Origin of the sequence: Helicobacter sp. NHP22-001, from assembly GCF_030270165.1 — a bacterium.
In the GTDB taxonomy this organism is placed as follows: domain Bacteria; phylum Campylobacterota; class Campylobacteria; order Campylobacterales; family Helicobacteraceae; genus Helicobacter; species Helicobacter gastrofelis.
In genome coordinates this window covers 18531-35007 of record NZ_BSWS01000008.1, presented here as the reverse complement: position 1 = coordinate 35007, position 16477 = coordinate 18531, and the positions used below count along the sequence as shown (strand labels likewise).

At 47.3% G+C, this 16477-nt stretch carries 16 protein-coding genes; 13 read left to right on the top strand and 3 right to left on the bottom strand.

Annotation, left to right across the window (positions count from 1 at the left end; genetic code table 11):
- Nucleotides 1–94: 94 nt before the first annotated feature.
- Entirely contained in the window at nucleotides 95–1405 is a 1311-nt protein-coding gene (locus QSJ47_RS06325) for a methyl-accepting chemotaxis protein (protein WP_285602796.1), read from the top strand.
- Nucleotides 1406–2530: an aminotransferase class I/II-fold pyridoxal phosphate-dependent enzyme gene (locus QSJ47_RS06320; protein WP_285602795.1), complete on the top strand. Its 1125-nt coding sequence runs from the start codon at nucleotides 1406–1408 to the stop codon at nucleotides 2528–2530. It abuts the gene before it with no gap.
- Here QSJ47_RS06320 and QSJ47_RS06315 read toward each other — a convergent pair.
- From QSJ47_RS06315 to feoB, 3 genes are all read right to left on the bottom strand, one after another.
- Nucleotides 2497–3501, bottom strand: a complete 1005-nt coding sequence (locus QSJ47_RS06315; protein ID WP_221272517.1) for a formamidase — start codon at nucleotides 3499–3501, stop codon at nucleotides 2497–2499. The two genes, QSJ47_RS06320 and QSJ47_RS06315, sit on opposite strands and share 34 nt — an antisense overlap.
- 146 nt (nucleotides 3502–3647) lie before the next feature.
- The gene (locus QSJ47_RS06310) at nucleotides 3648–4142 is read right to left on the bottom strand and encodes a ferritin (RefSeq protein WP_221272518.1); all 495 of its coding nucleotides are present in this window, start codon (nucleotides 4140–4142) and stop codon (nucleotides 3648–3650) included.
- Nucleotides 4143–4238: 96 nt separating this feature from the next.
- Nucleotides 4239–6113: a ferrous iron transport protein B gene (gene feoB, locus QSJ47_RS06305; protein ID WP_285602794.1), complete on the bottom strand. Its 1875-nt coding sequence runs from the start codon at nucleotides 6111–6113 to the stop codon at nucleotides 4239–4241.
- A gap of 83 nt (nucleotides 6114–6196) precedes the next feature.
- Here feoB and QSJ47_RS06300 point away from each other — a divergent pair, with 83 nt between their 5' ends.
- The 11 genes from QSJ47_RS06300 to QSJ47_RS06250 all read left to right on the top strand — a co-directional run bounded on the left by QSJ47_RS06300 (nucleotide 6197) and on the right by QSJ47_RS06250 (nucleotide 16389).
- A complete protein-coding gene (locus tag QSJ47_RS06300) occupies nucleotides 6197–7168 on the top strand; it encodes an RluA family pseudouridine synthase (protein WP_221272519.1) in 972 nt (323 codons plus the stop codon).
- Nucleotides 7116–8366, top strand: a complete 1251-nt coding sequence (locus tag QSJ47_RS06295) for a fibronectin type III domain-containing protein (protein WP_221272520.1) — start codon at nucleotides 7116–7118, stop codon at nucleotides 8364–8366. Before QSJ47_RS06300 ends, QSJ47_RS06295 begins: the two co-directional genes overlap by 53 nt.
- 1 nt (nucleotide 8367) lies before the next feature.
- Nucleotides 8368–9519, top strand: a complete 1152-nt coding sequence (gene trmB / locus QSJ47_RS06290) for a tRNA (guanosine(46)-N7)-methyltransferase TrmB (protein WP_285602793.1) — start codon at nucleotides 8368–8370, stop codon at nucleotides 9517–9519.
- A 2-nt stretch (nucleotides 9520–9521) separates the two neighbouring features.
- Nucleotides 9522–10193, top strand: a complete 672-nt coding sequence (locus tag QSJ47_RS06285) for a cell division ATP-binding protein FtsE (RefSeq protein WP_221272522.1) — start codon at nucleotides 9522–9524, stop codon at nucleotides 10191–10193.
- Nucleotides 10180–10989 carry a cell division FtsX domain-containing protein gene (locus tag QSJ47_RS06280; protein WP_221272523.1) on the top strand — a complete coding sequence of 270 codons (810 nt, stop codon included), beginning with the start codon at nucleotides 10180–10182 and terminating at the stop codon, nucleotides 10987–10989. The genes QSJ47_RS06285 and QSJ47_RS06280 overlap by 14 nt, the downstream gene beginning before the upstream one ends.
- Nucleotides 10986–12215: a murein hydrolase activator EnvC family protein gene (locus tag QSJ47_RS06275; RefSeq protein WP_221272524.1), complete on the top strand. Its 1230-nt coding sequence runs from the start codon at nucleotides 10986–10988 to the stop codon at nucleotides 12213–12215. The genes QSJ47_RS06280 and QSJ47_RS06275 overlap by 4 nt, the downstream gene beginning before the upstream one ends.
- Before the next feature lie 66 nt (nucleotides 12216–12281).
- Nucleotides 12282–12659 carry a flagellar protein FlaG gene (locus QSJ47_RS06270; protein WP_221272525.1) on the top strand — a complete coding sequence of 126 codons (378 nt, stop codon included), beginning with the start codon at nucleotides 12282–12284 and terminating at the stop codon, nucleotides 12657–12659.
- A gap of 18 nt (nucleotides 12660–12677) precedes the next feature.
- Nucleotides 12678–14753 carry a flagellar filament capping protein FliD gene (fliD, locus tag QSJ47_RS06265; RefSeq protein WP_285602791.1) on the top strand — a complete coding sequence of 692 codons (2076 nt, stop codon included), beginning with the start codon at nucleotides 12678–12680 and terminating at the stop codon, nucleotides 14751–14753.
- A gap of 12 nt (nucleotides 14754–14765) precedes the next feature.
- Nucleotides 14766–15149: a flagellar export chaperone FliS gene (fliS, locus tag QSJ47_RS06260; protein WP_285602790.1), complete on the top strand. Its 384-nt coding sequence runs from the start codon at nucleotides 14766–14768 to the stop codon at nucleotides 15147–15149.
- Complete coding sequence (locus QSJ47_RS06255; RefSeq protein ID WP_221271022.1) at nucleotides 15133–15366, top strand: hypothetical protein; 234 nt, start codon at nucleotides 15133–15135, stop codon at nucleotides 15364–15366. Before fliS ends, QSJ47_RS06255 begins: the two co-directional genes overlap by 17 nt.
- 54 nt (nucleotides 15367–15420) lie before the next feature.
- On the top strand, nucleotides 15421–16389 hold the full coding sequence (locus QSJ47_RS06250; RefSeq protein ID WP_285602789.1) for an asparaginase: 969 nt from the start codon (nucleotides 15421–15423) through the stop codon (nucleotides 16387–16389).
- Nucleotides 16390–16477: the final 88 nt, after the last annotated feature.

The window sequence follows — 16477 nt, the reverse complement described above, 5'->3', positions numbered from 1 at the left end:
ATTATACACAAATGTAGTGAATATGACTTGCCAATATAGGCACGCAAGGTTAAAATTAGGGTATAATCAAAAATTCACTTTGAAAGGGCGTGGTATGTTTTTTGGTAAAAAAGACCTAATAAGGCAGTTAGAAAACAAAGACGCAGAGATTAGGATTTTGCAAGAAAAGTTGGATTTTTACCAACAATTGATTGACTTATGCGATCACATGGGCTTTATTGGGGTAAAAGACCATAAAATTGTGTTTAAAAATGGCGACATTGTGGATTTAGAAGGGATCGACACTAAGACCAGCGACCTTAGCAACCCTAACCAAGACTTTAGCCTCAATAACCGCCTCTACAAAACCAAGAGTAAGCACATCGATGACACGCTTTATCACTCCATTACAGAAACCATAGATTTACTCACGGAGTGCGGTAAAAACTCTATTTTTAGCCTCTACTACACGGGCATGCGTGAGGGGCTAGAGGGTTTACAAGCCACCATGCAGGATATTTTTAAAGGTACGGATGAACTCACAAAAGCAGCTACAAGTGGGGGAGAACATTCCCAAGAGACGATCAATAAGCTCACCCAAGCTAGTGACAATATCAACAGCTTATACGAGAAAATGCAAAACGCCACAACTCTTGCCGACTCGCTCAACCAACGCAGCAGCGAGATCACCCAAGTGATTTCTTTAATCGACGACATTGCCGAACAAACCAACTTGCTAGCCCTAAACGCCGCCATTGAGGCGGCTAGGGCGGGCGAACACGGACGGGGCTTTGCTGTGGTCGCTGATGAGGTACGCAAACTCGCTGAGAAGACCCAAAAGGCGACCAAGGAGATCGCCGTGGTGGTTAAATCCATGCAACAAGAGGCCAGCGACATCCAAAGCAACACTCACGACACCTATGCTACTGCCGAAGTGATTAAAAACGATGTTGATAACATCAAAAACATCGCTACAATAAATTTAAATACAGCCAATGCTGCCCAATACTCTATCGATAATCTAAACAATCTTGTCTTTTGTGGTTTGGCTAAGACCGACCATGTCGTCTATAAGGCGAATTTATACGGCGTGATCTTTGACATCCCCAACAACTTTAAGATTGTGGATGGACATAATTGCCGCTTAGGCAAGTGGTATTACGAGGGTGAGGGTAAGACACTCTTTAGCAACACCTCTAGCTACCGCTCTTTAGAACCCTTCCACAACGGCTTGCACGATGATGCCAACAATCTAGTGAATATGCTCAAAGACCGCTCTAGTATCACCGAAAATGATATTGAAAAATCTATTAGTGCCGTAGAACAAGGCTCTAAAAATGTCCGCGATACGATCGATAGAATGTTTGAAGAGAAACAAGAGGAATTAAAAAAAGAAATCGCAAATATCTTAGGGCAACACCAATAATTGCCCAACTATGCGTTTGAGCTCAAAGCCTTAGAGCGGGCAAACTTACATAGAAAACGCCGCCTTTACCCACCAGGTTTAGCTGACTTTGCCTCTAACGACTATTTGGGCTTAGGGGGGCGCAAGGATTTATTGCAACAAGCTTTTGAACTCCTACAAGAGCAAAGCACCCACGCGCCTAAAGCCTCCATGCTCGTAAATGGCTACCACCCCTTGCATCAAGAGCTAGAGAGTTATTTATGCCAGCTCTTGGACTTTGAGGCGTGCGTATTGGTGGGGAGCGGGTTTTTGGGCAATGTGGCTTTGATCGAGGCACTAGTGCGCAGAAACGATCTGCTTTTCATGGACGCGCACTACCATGCCAGTGGGCAGTTCATCGCTAAAAAATCCCCAAATACGATTTTTTTTAACCACAACGATGGCCAAGACTTGCACGCCAAATTAAAGCAACACCAACCCAAAGGGCGGATTTTAATCGCCATTGAGGGGGTGTATTCTATGGATGGCACAATTCCACCTTTGGAGATTTTAAAGTGTGCTGGAGAGCACAACGCCTATTTAGTTTTAGATGAAGCCCACAGCCTAGGCACTATTGGGACAAACTTAAAGGGGGTTTTAGAACACTACGGCTTAAAGCCCACAGAAAAAACGATTGTCTTAGGCACATTTTCTAAAGCCTATGGGAGTTATGGGGCGTTCATTGGGGCAAGTGGTGAAATTATAGATTTTTTATGCAACCGCGCTAAGAGTATTATTTATACCACGAGTTTATCTGTGTTAGACACGGCTTTGAGCCTTGTCAATATCCAAGAAGTTTATAAAAACCCCAGCTCCTATATAGAGTTGTTAGAGCAGATGCGTGGCTGTGTAGTGGGCTTTGGCTGGCACACGCCAAGCAATATTTTAACCTTACCTTTTGCCAGCATTAAAGACTTGCTAGAAGCTCAAGAGACACTATTAGAAGAGGGGTTTATTTGTGGGGCGATCCGCCCCCCCACGGTAAAGAGACCCTTACTGCGTGTGGGTTTAAATGTCCAACCTACAAACACCCTAGGGCTTTTAAAAGACCTATGCGGGTGTTTGCAAGAGCGTTATTTGCCGAAGCGACCACCTGTGGTGGGGTAACCATAAATGGAGCCGTCTTTGATTTTCATGTGATCTTCCCAAGGCAATTTGTATTTGCCTGCGGCTAGGTCTTTGATGTAGGTTAAGCCTGCATCGCTTTCTCCGCCCGGTTTAGCCACATAACCGCGGTGACCGAGGTTGTAGATGTTGTTTTCCAAGCCCCAGCTTAGGCGGGCGTTGTCTGCCATTTTGGGGTAAATCTCGCCCGTTACAATCTCCCAGGGGTTGCGATGGCCCTGCACGAGGGTGGTGCCATCGAAGTTACAGATTTGTCCTTCGCCGAAGTAGTAAAAGACATTGTCATAGCCGGCGAGATTCACGCTCACGGTATACATCAAGTTGTGCCATGCATTGGAGCGGTTGGTGAGAATCCATTGGTCGTTGACTTGTGTGCTGTAGCCAGAGATGCGGATATAGACATTGCATCCTTTATAGGCGGCTTCTCTAGCGAGCTCAGGGATCATGCCATCGTGGCAGATACACACAGCAAGCTTAGAGCCACCAGGACCATCGCACACGGGCATGCCTAAATCCCCGGGATACCAAGGTTCGATGGGGTTCCAAGGGAAGAGTTTGCGGTATTTTAGGATGATTTCGCCTTGGGGGTTGATAATGATGGCGGTGTTATAGGGGTTCTTGTTTGAATCAGGATTGCGCTCCATAATGGAGAAAACCCCATAAACTTTAGCCTCTTTACACGCCTGAGCGTACATCTCTGTTTCTTTGCCAGGCACATCTAGTAAAAATTCTTCAGTGAGCCATTTAGCGGTGTTTAGCCCTTGCGTGCTGTATTCGGGGAAAATGACGAGCTCTACGCCCGGATAGCCCGCTTTCGTAGCATGTAAAGTTTTAATAATGCTTTCAATGTTGTGGTCAATGTCCTTGCGGCTGTTGACAACGGGGACTGGAAATTGGATGGCAGCGACCAAAAACCCTTCAATGGGTTTACCCATACTACCGATGCTTCCCATGAATGCTCCTTTTGCTGTTGTTACTTTATTGTGTTTTGCAACACGGGGGTATGCTAGGACTGGATATTTAACGCTGGGTAAATATTAAAAAAAGGGGAGGGGTAGGGAGCGTAAAGGGAGGCGTTGCCTCCCCTCTCCAAGCGGTGTTACTTCTTGGTGATGTTGCGGATGTATTGGTCGGCAAGATACAAGCCATGTCCGCTTTCGCCCATGAGCTTGATTTTGTCGAGGATGTTTTTAAACAAGACCTCTTCTTCGTGTTGTTCGGCGACATACCATTGCAAGAAGTTAAAGGTGGCGTAGTCTTTGTGGGCGAGCATGTGATCCACCAAGCTGTTGATGGAGTGGGTGATGTGTTGCTCGTGTTTGTAAGCTTTTTCAAAGATTTCCACCAAACTTTTAAACTCATGCTCGGGGGCTTTGACTTCTTTTAAATGCACGCCCACTTCGTTTTCATTGAGGTAGGTGATGATTTTGGTGGCATGCGCGTATTCATCGCTGGCGTGGTCGAATAAGAACAAGCCAGACCCGTCAAAGCCATGCGTATAGCACCAAGAGCTCATGCTCATGTAAAGGTTGGCTGAGTAGAACTCGTCCATCACTTGTCCGTTGAGCAATTTCACAGTTTCCTTAGGCAACATAAAAACTCCTTTTGTTAGTTTGTATCATTATTATAGCTAAAATGAGAAAATAAAGTCAAGGTTTTTAGCCCATAATTTCTCAAAATATATAGTATTTTAAGAAATAATAAATCTAGTGAGCCCATAGGCGATTAACGAGAACACATACGCCACTGCTGTGGTAAAAACAAAGAGATACACCACGAATTTAAAGCCACCCGCTTCCTTACCAAAGGTGATGGTCGCTGCAAAACAGGGGATGTAAAACACGATAAACACGATGAAAGCGATAGCCGAGGGCAGACTCACACTTTGCCTCAGGGCAAGTTTGGGATCTTTCTCCCCTGCATACAGCACCGCCAAGGTCGAAACCACCACTTCCTTCGCCATAAAGCCTGCAACTAGAGACACCGATAAACGCCAATCAAAGTCCATGGGCTTAAACACCCCGTCAATGCCTCGCCCCACACGCCCCACAAAGCTATTTTCTAAACTCTCTTTGTCTAGTTTCTCTTGCAAGGCTTGCAAAGCTCGCTCTTTTTGTTGAGGGGTTAGTGCGCTCGCTTGGATTTGGGTTTTAGTGGCGTTGTAGGGGGTTAAATCGGGTTTAGGGTATTGGGAGGTAAACCAAATTAAAAGCGAGCCGCCTAAAATATAAGTCCCTGCCTTTTTGATATAAGATAGACTTTTGGTGTAAATGCCAAAGTACAACACCTTTAGGCTTGGCAGGCGATACTTTGGCATTTCCATCACAAAGGACTCTTGCTTGCCCTTAAAGACGCTCAAATTTAAAAACTTTGCCATAAGCAGAGCCACCACAGCCCCCAAGATGTAAATGGCAAAGATCGCAACGCTTGCGTATTTTTGCGGGAAAAACGAGCCGACAAAGAGGACATAAATGGGCAGTCTTGCGCTGCAACTCATAAAGCCGATGACAAATAAAGTGATCAGTCTTTCGTGTTGGTTTTGCAGGGTGCGGGTTGCCATATAAGCGGGCACTGAACAGCCAAAGCCCGTAATAAGGGGGATAAAACTCTTGCCATGCAAGCCAAACTTGTGCAAAATCCCATCGAGCAAGAAGGCGACACGGCTCATATACCCCGTGCCCTCCAAAAGCCCGATGCCTAGATACAAGATGACAATGAGGGGCAAGAAGGAGAGCACCGCCCCCACCCCCGCCACCACGCCATCGCTGAGCATTGAGGCGATTTGTGGGTTGGCGATGTGCTCTTTTAAACTTTGGCTTAAAAAAGCAAAGAAGTTATCCACTAAGTCCTGCCCGAGCCCACCCACAAGAAAGCTTAGGGTAAAGACAAGAAACATCAAGCCTAAGAAAATAGGCAAGCCATAGTATTCGTGCAAAAAGAGGCGGTCGAGCTTGCGGGTGGGGGTGGGTTTGGTTTGTTTACTCACTTCTTTAGCAAGCTGTCTACAAAATTGCAAGTCGGCTTGTGTGGGTTTGAAGTTTAAGCTATCGGCACTCTTGGCGGGGGTGGGGGCGGAGTGCAAGGCAATGATGGCATCTAATAAAGTGTTTATGTTGGTGCGTTTGTAGGCAGAGGTGGGGATGCAAGGGGCGTTTAATCTGTGCGCTAGAGTCTTGGTGTCTATCTCTAGCCCCTCTTGTTGGGCCTCGTCAAACATATTCAAGGCAAGTAGGGTTTTATGCGGGAGCTTGAGTAATTGGGTGCTAAGGGCCAAATTGCGCTCTAAGTTCGTGCAATCCAGGACATTTAAAATTAAATCATAGGTTTCTATGTCTAAAAACTCCCTTGTGAGCTTTTCCTCTAGGGTGAAGCCATTGAGGGCATAAATGCCGGGTAGGTCTATGATGGTGATTTGTGTATCTTTGTAGGTGGTTTGCACTTGGGTTTTTTCCACCGTAACGCCTGCAAAATTGCCGACTTTTAAATGCGCTCCGCTTAGAGCATTGATGAGTGAACTTTTACCCACATTGGGTTGCCCCACGAGGGCGACAACGATCGTTTGCATGGATTGCCTTAATGACTATGAAAATGAAAACCTAGATTATATCTAAAGTTTTGCTAAAATTAGAAGTTTAGCGAAAGGACCACATGGAGCAAGAATTTAGCGTCACAGAAACGGGGCGTTTAGACCATTTTTTAGCTATGCAGTTAGGCGTGGCAACCAACCAAGCCCTGCAGTGCATTAAGGCGAACTGTGTGTGGGTGAACTCTAAGCCTTGCAACAAGGGGGGGGTGAAGCTCAAGGCGGGGGATGTGGTGGTTTTCACCCCCCCAAAGGTGCAAGCAAAGCCCACTTGCGCCCCCTTAGATTTTGAGGTGATTTATGAGGATGCAGACTTGTTGGTGCTCAATAAACCGCCTCACTTGGTGGTGCATCCGGCTAAGGGTGTGTGCGAACCAACTTTATTAGACCACTTAAAGGCAAAGGGCTATCGCTTGTCTACGCTTAGTGGGGAGTTGCGCTGTGGGATTGTGCACCGCCTTGATAAGGACACGAGCGGGGCGATCGTCATTGCCAAGACAAATTTAGCCCACGCCCACCTAGCCACACAGCTCAAAAACAAAGAGATGGGGCGTTATTATTTAGCCATTTTAAGCACGCCTTTAAACGCACCCACTAAGGTAGAGTGCCGCTTAGGCCGCCACCCCAAGAACCGCCTAAAGATGACAAACTTAGACGCTTTGCGCCAAGAAATCAAGGGGGGCAAGTGGTCTAAGAGTGCGTTTATGCCCCTTGTAACCAATGCCAAGGGGCAACAGCTCATTGCCATAAAGCTTTATAGTGGGCGCACGCACCAAATCCGCGCACATTTAGAGAGCTTAAACCGCCACATTGTGGGCGATCCTTTATACGGGCAAGCGGACAGCTATGGGGGGCGGATTTTGCTCCACGCTTATTTGCTTTATTGTATTCACCCGCACACGGGACAGAGCCTACTTTTTAAAGCCCAAATTTTGCCTGATATGCTAGAATATTTGCAAGATAATTTTCAAGAGGTTTTGTGGGATGGGCTTTTACAAGAACGCCGTATTTTTGATTTGTTTGGGGCTGATTTTTAGCAGTTGCGCCCACCCCCACAAGAACGACACGCTCTCTTTCAACCAACAAAAAGAGGCGACTAACGCTAGTCTGCCCGTGGTGCAAGGCATTAGAACGATCAACGATGTGGAGTCGGTGGGCTTTGAGTGGCAGGCGATTGATAGGCCTTGGCTCATTGACGGCTTTGTGATTTACCGCATGCAAAAAGACCAAACCTACCGGCGGGTCGCCACGATTAGAAACCCCCTAGCCACGCACTACTACGATGATGGGCTGACTCCGCAAACCGACTACACCTACCAAATCGCCACGATCGGCAGGAATGGGGGCATTTCGCAAATGTCGGCGGCGATCCTAGTGCATACCTCTTATATTAACCCCGTTGAAAGGGTCTTTGCCAGCCAAGCCAGCCCCCAAGAGATCAAAATCTTTTGGAGTCCGCACCCCAATCCTAGCATCGCCCGTTACATCGTGCAAAGGGAAAACCCTGATGGCAAGTTCTCTAATATCGGGGTGGTGAAAAACCGCTTGTATGTGGAGTATTTTGACAAGAATTTACCCAGTGGGGCGAAGCAACACTATAGAGTGATTGCCGAGAACTTTGATGGAGCAAAGTCCTTGCCTAGCGTGGTGGTGGAGGGGCAGACTAGACCCTTGCCCCTGCCCCTTGTGAATTTGCAAGCGAGCACCAATTTAACCCGCAAGGTGGAGCTGTCGTGGACCCCTTCAAGCCAAAGCGATGTGGTGGCTTACCGGATCTATGCCACAAACCGCCTAGACGGGCATTTTAAGAGCATTGCCGAAACCAAAGCCCCCCACTACACCGATGAGGTGGATATGGACGGGGCAGAGCGCTTTTATAAGGTCGTGGCGGTGGATAGCAGCGGTTTAGAGGGGGCGATGCCAAACGAAGCAGCTAAAGGCATGACCTTGCCCCGTCCAACCACGCCCATCATCACCAAGGGTACGATTGAGGACGGGCAGGCGATCATTGAGTGGCAGGGGGTGAGCGATGGACGGGTGAAGTCCTATGCCGTCTATCGCTTTGATGGCAGTTCCAATTCTAGCCCCCTGCGCTTTGGCAACTTAACCACCACCCAATTCATCGATAAGCACATGGAAAATGGGCAAAAATACCGCTACCAAGTGGTGAGCATTGATGGTGCCGGACTAGAATCACGCCCTAGTAAAGAAGTGGAATTGCGTCTAGACCGCTAACATGCCTCATTTTTACGCCAAAGAGCTAGCCACACCGCCCATGCCCTTTGAAGAGCAGGGCTTTAAATTTTGCTATGAAGCCCAAAGTTTAAGGGACCCTAGGGTGAGCCTAATACGGGTGCAACACCCCTCAAGCGATTTTTGTTTGCTAAAAATTGTGCAACAAGGGGGGGTTTTATGCAAGGGAGAGAAATCCAGTCGCCCTATTCCTGTGGGGATTTTGCAACACGCCCTAGAGATTTTAAGCCACTATGGCAAGCAGGTTAGGGGCAATTTAGCCCTAAGCCACTGCCCTAGTCAGGCGTTTTTGCTAGATTTTAAGCACTTTAACTTTGAGAGCTTTTACCTTGAAATCGGCTTTGGCTCGGGGCGTTTCTTGCTCCAAAAGGCGCAAGCAAACCCTGAAAATATTTATATCGGTTTGGAGGTACATACCCCATCCATAGAACAGGTCTTGCGCCAAATTGAGCTTTTGGAGCTCAAAAATCTTTACATCGCCCACGCCGATGCAAGGACACTCTTAGAGGTTTTGCCCCCAAATTGTGAGGGGCTAGACATCCACTTCCCCGTGCCATGGCCAAAACACCCCAATCGGCGCATTTTCACCCCACACACCCTAGAGAACATGTTAGCCATTTTGCGCCCAAAGGGGGAGATTTGGTTGAGGACGGATAGTTTGGAGTATTTTAAATCCAGCCTAGAGCTCGCCCTAAATGCCCCCACCTGCCAAGCCACCATTGCCAAGAACGCCCCCCAGGAGGTGGTGAGTAAATACGAAGCCCGTTGGGTGCGCCAGGAAAAGGACATTTACGACTTGCGCCTACAATCTAGTGCTAAAAGCGTGCACCCAAACTTACCCTTATTGTTGCCAATGCCGCAAAATGTCAAACCCAAAGGGGTGAAAGCATCTAGTTTATGGCAAAAAAAACCCATAATAGGGGAGGATTATTTTTTAAATATCCAAGATGTGCTAGAATACGAGGATTCATGGTTACTCGCAGTGAGTTTGGGCGATGTGCGTTTCCCTTTGAATAAAATCCTTTGTTGGGATCGTGGGGGTGGGGGTTTGGAGTATGTGGGAGGTGTGCCTTTCAACACGAAAGCGCAACGCCACGCCCATGAAGCGTTGTGCGCTCTCTTACAGGAGGTTTGAAGTTGGGAAGCATCATTTTTGCGCGGGATTTGTCCTTAGGCTACAAAAAGGACGAGTGGGTGATTAAGGGGGCGCATTTTAAAATTGAGCAGAAAGACTTTGTCTTTATCTCGGGGGCGAGTGGGAGTGGAAAAAGCACGCTTTTACGCTCTTTGTATGGGGATTTGCCCATTTTGAGGGGGGATTTAGAAGTGTGTAATATCAGCGTGAATCGGGCTTCTAAGAGTTTTATCAACGAGCTTAGGCGCAATATCGGGGTGGTGTTTCAGGACTATAAGCTCATTGAAGAGTGGACGGTGGAGCAGAACATCAAGCTGCCTATGATCATTAATGGCTATAAAAAAGAGGAGTGCAATATCCAAGCCGAAAAGCTCTTAGCCCATGTGGATTTACTCTATAAATCTAACCGCTACCCTTTGGAGTTAAGCGGGGGCGAGCAGCAACGGGTGGCTATGGCTAGAGCGATCGCCCACAAGCCTTTTTTAATCCTAGCCGACGAGCCCACGGGCAATTTGGACGACTACTCAAGCGACATGATTTGGAGCTTGCTAAAGGGGGCAAACAAACAATTAGACATCACCATCGTAGTTGTAACACACAGAATCCCTAGCAATTTCAATATCCCCTACCGCAAGCTTTATATCAAGGATGGAGAGGTGCATGAATACACTTAAGGAGCACTTAGCTTTTTTATTGCCCTTAATCGCCCTTTTATTTAGCCTAGAGAGCATTTTATTTATCCAGCGGGCGGTGCATATGCGCGAGGAAAAGCTGTCTAAGAATTACGCCATCACCATTGTGAGCCACCAAAAGCTCTCGTTGCAATTCATCCGCCAAAACATCCCAAGCAGCGCATCTTTGAACCTCATCAGCCCCGATGCGCTCTTAGAACGCTTGAAGCAGAATTTAAGCGCAGCGAGCATTGCTAATCTTAAGAAGAATCTACCCTTTTTCTATTCGCTCAAGTTGTCCTTATTCCCCACCTTAGAGCAGTTGCACCAAATCAACCAACGGCTCTTGAAAATCCCGGGCGTGGAGAAGGTGGAGGTTTTTAGCAAGACCCACGATCAAGAATACCGCCTCTTGCTTTTGCTGAAAAAAAACACCCTCATTTTCGCATCCATTGTAGGCATGCTCTCCATTCTCTTGCTCGTCAAGCAGATCAGTGTATGGCATTTGCAATACGCCAAGCGCATCGAAATCATGGACTTGTTGGGCGCACCCATGCGGATCAAAAACGGCTTTTTATTCAGGCTAGCTTTCATAGATTCGCTCATTGCAAGTGGAGTGGTGTTGCTGGGGAGTTTATACCTGTCTTGGCAGGAGCAATTCCAATCGATGTTGCAAGTGCTTGAGATTGAAAATCATTTATTCGTGTGGCAAGAAGACACCCTGATCTTTTTGTTCACTTCGGTTATAGTATCCTTCGTCTGTGTTTGGATTGTTGTTGTCCAAAGGAGAGTGGCATGAAAAGATGCATAGGGTTTTTAGTGTGGTGTTTGTCCCTGAGTTTTTTGGGTGCTCAAGCAATTGAAGAGATCGATAAAAATATCAGCCTAAACCAGAGTAAGCTTAAAGCCACTGCTCTAGAAAAAACCAAAATCAGCAACCGTTTAAGTAGCTTAGGTGATGCCATTAACCAAAAATACCAACAGAGCCAAGAACTCTCTAGACAAATACAAAATATCCAAAGGGACATTGCTAAAAACCAAGCCCAAAACCAAGCCCAAGAAAAATCCCTAGAGGAAAACCGCCTTTTCTTAGAGAGTTTACAAAAGAGCCGTAGTAAGATCCAAGATTTTGTCACCACTCTTCTCTTAAAGGATATGCTCTTTGTAATGGTTTTGGATAAACAAGATTTAGCCACCACTGAGGACATTATGCTCCAAACCGCTTTCAAATATCTAAGCCATGATTCGCGATCCCGACTAGCTACCCTAAATGCCCAAGAAGAGCAGATCAGTACCCGTATCGCCCAAATTGTGCGCAACATTAACCAAATGGGCGCAACCATCAACGCCCAAGAGAACCGCAAACACAATTTACAGAACATGGTCGCCACCCAACAAAAGTTGATCAAGAACATGCGTGCTGAGTTGGTGCTTTATAATAAAAAACTTGAAAATTTGGATAAGGAACGCAAGGAATTAGATCAACTCTTGGTCTCCTTAAACATTGTCAAGCAAAGAGAATTGGAACGCCAAAGACACTCCCAAAGAAGCGAAACAACCACCACGGGCCTAAAAGCCCCTCTAGAGGTGCGCCAAGTGGCTAGCTCTTATAGAAATATAACCACAACCGTCTACAACGGACCGAAGACCATCGCTCCCTTAGCTAGCTATAAAATCGTGCAGAAATTCGGCCCCTATTTTGACCCAGTGTATAAACTTAAAGTCTTTAACGAGGCAGTAACTTTGGTTTCAACCAAGCCTAACGCTGTTGTCCGCAACATTTTTGATGGACGGGTGGTGTATGCCAAAGAAGTGCCTATTTTAAAAAAGGTTATCATCATCGAACATAAGGATGGCATGCACACCATTTACTCCCAACTTGATAAGATTGCCCCTACGATTCGGCATGGCTTGAGGGTGCAAAAAGGCTATGTGATTGGGCGTATCGACCAACGCTTGAGTTTTGAAGTCACTTTAAAAGACAAACACATTAACCCTATGGAAATCATTGCTCGTACGCAGTGATGATATTGCGACGGTATATATAAATAAAAATAAGGGCGTGCCGATCTTGGGAAAAAAGGAGTGCCTATGCCTACTGAGATTGCGAGTGTCTCCCCTCACATTACCACGATGCAATTGGATATGTCGCATGCTAGTCATGCCCAAGATTTAAAACCCCAACAAGCGTCCTTTGTCAGTGAGACCAAGTTAGAACAAACTCAAGAAGAAGGGTCTCCTTTAAAGGAACAAGATTTGCAGAAGTTAGCTAAAGAGCTCAATGAAAAGATGAAGCAAATTGAGTCGCAATTGACCTTTAGTTATAACGAGGTTTTGCATAGTCTTGTTGTAATGATCAAAGATAGCAATGGGGATCGGATCATCCGCGAAATCCCCTCACAGGAAGCGATTAGGTTGACTGAAAAGATGCGGGATATTTTGGGGATCATCTTTGATAAGAAGGGTTAGAGTGTACCGGAGCAAAGCATGGGAATAGGAAAACTTAGTTCTTTGGGGATCGGCAGCAAGGTCTTAAACTACGATGTGATCGACAAGCTCAAAAAAGCTGATGAGCAGGTGATGGTTGCCCCCATTGAAAAGAAAATGGAGGCTAATGTAGAAAAACAAAAGGCCCTCGTTGAAATCAAAACCTTGATCTCTAACTTGAAAGCTCCCGTAAGTGCGCTCACCGACTACTCCACCTATACAAGCCGTAACAGCAGCGTGAGTGGCAACGCCGTTAAAGCCACAGTGAACCCAGGTATCCCCGTGCAGAACATTAAAGTTGAAGTAGAAGACCTAGCGCAAGGCGACATTAACGAAGTAGCCACCCACTTTAGAAGCCGAGACGATGCCTTTAGCCAGGCCAATACAAAATTACACTTCTACACCAACAACAAAGATTACACTGTTGACATTAAAGCAGGCATGGGTCTAGGGGATGTGGCACAGGCGATCACAGATGCGACCGATGGCAATGTTTTAGGCATCGTGATGAAAACGGGGGGGGACAAGCCCTACCAGCTCATGCTAAACAGCAAGAACCCCGGGGCAAATAGCCGCATTTACTTCGGCACGAGCGTGATCTCGCATTTAAGTAGCGATGCGCCCATCACTCTAGCGGCGGGGGGCACAGACCAAGCCACGGGCAAAACCACCGAGGACGATTTTTTCATCAAGGTGAAAGATGCGCAGGGGCAAGAGGTGAAAATCCCCATCACCCTAAACATCAGCACCAAAACCCCCGTGCAGAATAAAAACCAAGCTCTGCAGGAGGCAATCAAAAAGGCTTTAGAGGCCAACCCCCAAACCAAGCCTTTGCTTGAAAGCGGGCAGCTCAATGTGGGTTTAATCAATGATGGCAAGTCCTTAATCCTTAATGACAAAAGAGGGTTTAGTGTAGAAGCGGGCGGGGCTAAGGCAGTTGAGCTAGGCTTTGTGAAAACCACTTCTAGCCAAGACGACTTAGTCAAGGGCACAACGGGGATCCCTTCAGGGCAGATTAAAGGGGTGGTGAACTTCAATGGACATGCCATTGACCTTTCTAAAATCACACACTCAGCCAATTCTAGCGATGACAATGGCAAGGCGATCGTTAACGCTATCAACGCCATCAGCGGTTTACATGCCCTACTAGGTGCGGATGGCAAGTTGGTCTTAAACAGCGACAGCGGGGAGTTGCGCATTGCAGGCGTGGGGGCAGCGGGCAAGGCGGCGGTGTCTAACTTGGGCTTAAGCGAGGGTTTGAGCCAATCCTACGCCAAAATCCACGATCTCTTTGGGTTTAAGAATTTACAGAGGGCTTCGGATGCCAAATTTACCTACAATGGCGCGACCATCACCCGCCCCACGAATGAAGTAAACGATGTGATCAATGGGGTGTCCTTAACCTTGCTTGCCAAAACCGATCCGGGCAAGCCCGCCATTGTGAGCGTTACTAGAGATAGCAAAGCGATCGTGGACAACATCAAAGCCTTTGTCAAAGCCTACAACGAATTGATCCCCAAACTAGATGAAACCACTCGCTACGACCCTGACACCCACATCGCCGGGGTGTTTAATGGGGTGGGCGACATCCGCACCATCCGTTCCTCCATCAACAACGCCATTGCCTTTAGCATCACGAGTGCAAAGGGGGTGGATAGCTTAATGAAGTATGGCATTAGCCTAGATGAGCATGGCAAAATGAGCCTAGATGAGGGCAGACTCACAAATGCGATTGAAACCGACCCCCAAGCCGCCCAAGACTTCTTTTATGGCAGTGATGTCAAGAGCATGGGAGGTAAAGAAAACCACCAAGATGGGATTTTTATCCGCTTGGATAAAGTTTTGGCGGGTTTGGTCGATGGTGGAAATGCGCGTTTGAAATTATACGAAGATTCGCTAGAGCAAGATGCCAAAGACCTTAGAAAAGATAAGGAAAGTGCGATGGAGATGTTAAAAACCCGTTACGACACAATGGCAGAACGTTTCGCTGCCTACGATGAGCGCATTTCAAAAGCGAATAAATCCTTTGATGCGGTGCAGATGATGATCGACCAAGCGGCCGCTAAAAAGAACTAAGAAAGGGAAAGAATGCTTAAAGCCAACGCCTACAATATGTACCAGCAAAATTCCGTAACCGTGGAGTCGCCCGCTAAACTCATTGAAATGCTTTACGAGGGGATTTTAAAATTCGCTGCCCAAGCCAAGCGCCACATGGAGGCAGAGGATATCGAAAGGAAAATCACCTACATCAACAAGGTAACCGACATCTTTACCGAATTGCTGAATATTTTAGACTATGAGCGGGGTGGAGAGGTCGCCGTGTACCTCACCGGGCTTTACACCCACCAAATCAAGCTACTCACCCAAGCCAATGTGGAAAACGACAGCGCAAAAATTGACTTGGTCATGCGTGTGGCACGGGGCTTACTAGAAGCGTGGAGAGAGATACACCCCCATGAATTGGGTCGATGAGCTTAAAATTGCACTCTTAGAAAACAACTTAGAGCGTGCATCTTTTTTGGTCGAAACTTGCCCTTTCTTAAGCGAACCTTGCACTGATTTAGAAGCTCTGCAAAGTGCAAAAACTTTGATTGCCACCACCATTGAACGCCTCCAAGAGCAGCAGCGCGCCCTAAGCGCACAAATGCGCCAGCTCAAAGCCGCCCAAAAATTCTTAGAAATTTCTTAGGTGTTAAACGCCGTTAAACTTTTGGCGTTACAATCTCCCTAAAAAGGGGTTTTCGTGGATAAAGTCATGGTTTTAGCGACAGGGGGGACGATCGCAGGCATAGGCGAGGGGGGGGCATACACCAGCGGACAAGTGGGCGTAAACGACTTGCTCAAGGGCATTGTGCCCAAGGGTGTAGAGATAGAGAGTGAGCAGGTCGCTAATGTCGGCTCACAAGACATGGACTCGGACATTTGGTTTAAACTCCTGGAGCGCATCTACGCCTTAAGCGCAAGGGAGGACATTAAAGGCTTTGTCATCACGCATGGCACGGATACGATGGAGGAGAGTGCCTACTTCTTGCATTTGAGCGTGCAAACCCACAAACCCATTGTATTCACCGGGGCGATGCGCAATTCTACGAGTATCAGCCCCGATGGGCCGATGAACCTTCACAACGCCCTAGCCGTGTGCGCCCACCCTGAGAGTGCGGGGCTTGGGGTTTTAGTGGCGATGGATGAGGGCATTTTTAGTGCACGCGATGTCAGCAAGACCCATACCAGCCATTTAAGCGCCTTCAAGGCCCTAAATACAGGGGCGATCGGGCATGTCTACTATGGGCAAGTGCATTTTCACGCTAAGCCCATCCAAAAACACACCTTGCAAAGCCAATTAGCTTTAAAAGGCCCCACGCCCCTACCCAAAGTGGCGGTGGTCTACACTTATGTGGGTTGTGGGGATTTTCTCCTCAATGCGGCTTTGCAGGCGGGCGTACAAGGCGTGGTGGTAGCGGGTATGGGCAATGGCAATGTGAACCACACACTCTTAGAAGTGATGGCGCAGGCGATTAAGCAAGGCGTGGTGGTGGTGCGTTCGAGCCGGGTAGGCAGTGGGGAGGTGCAACTCGGCGAAGTGGATGATATGCGCCACAACTTCGTGCGTGCCGGGGATTTAAACCCCCAAAAGGCACGGGTTTTATTGCAATTAGCCTTGCTTAAAACCACCAATCCCCAAACTATCCAAGAATTTTTTGATACACATTAAAGACGATGAAGATGACCAGGGGCAACACCAGAAAACCCCACTTCTGTGGATAATTTTATTTTTGGTGTGCCGAAAGCTATGGCGTGCA

Bases quoted from the DNA above. Each gene is read 5' to 3' on its own strand.
- fliD (WP_285602791.1), top strand. From the start codon at position 12,678: ATGGGAATAGGAAAACTTAGTTCTTTGGGGATCGGCAGCAAGGTCTTA.
- QSJ47_RS06315 (WP_221272517.1), bottom strand. From the start codon at position 3,501: ATGGGAAGCATCGGTAGTATGGGTAAACCCATTGAAGGGTTTTTGGTC.
- feoB (WP_285602794.1), bottom strand. From the start codon at position 6,113: ATGCAAACGATCGTTGTCGCCCTCGTGGGGCAACCCAATGTGGGTAAA.
- QSJ47_RS06325 (WP_285602796.1), top strand. From the start codon at position 95: ATGTTTTTTGGTAAAAAAGACCTAATAAGGCAGTTAGAAAACAAAGAC.
- QSJ47_RS06255 (WP_221271022.1), top strand. From the start codon at position 15,133: ATGAATTGGGTCGATGAGCTTAAAATTGCACTCTTAGAAAACAACTTA.
- QSJ47_RS06295 (WP_221272520.1), top strand. From the start codon at position 7,116: ATGGGCTTTTACAAGAACGCCGTATTTTTGATTTGTTTGGGGCTGATT.
- fliS (WP_285602790.1), top strand. From the start codon at position 14,766: ATGCTTAAAGCCAACGCCTACAATATGTACCAGCAAAATTCCGTAACC.
- QSJ47_RS06310 (WP_221272518.1), bottom strand. From the start codon at position 4,142: ATGTTGCCTAAGGAAACTGTGAAATTGCTCAACGGACAAGTGATGGAC.
- QSJ47_RS06300 (WP_221272519.1), top strand. From the start codon at position 6,197: ATGGAGCAAGAATTTAGCGTCACAGAAACGGGGCGTTTAGACCATTTT.
- QSJ47_RS06275 (WP_221272524.1), top strand. From the start codon at position 10,986: ATGAAAAGATGCATAGGGTTTTTAGTGTGGTGTTTGTCCCTGAGTTTT.
- QSJ47_RS06270 (WP_221272525.1), top strand. From the start codon at position 12,282: ATGCCTACTGAGATTGCGAGTGTCTCCCCTCACATTACCACGATGCAA.
- QSJ47_RS06280 (WP_221272523.1), top strand. From the start codon at position 10,180: ATGAATACACTTAAGGAGCACTTAGCTTTTTTATTGCCCTTAATCGCC.
- trmB (WP_285602793.1), top strand. From the start codon at position 8,368: ATGCCTCATTTTTACGCCAAAGAGCTAGCCACACCGCCCATGCCCTTT.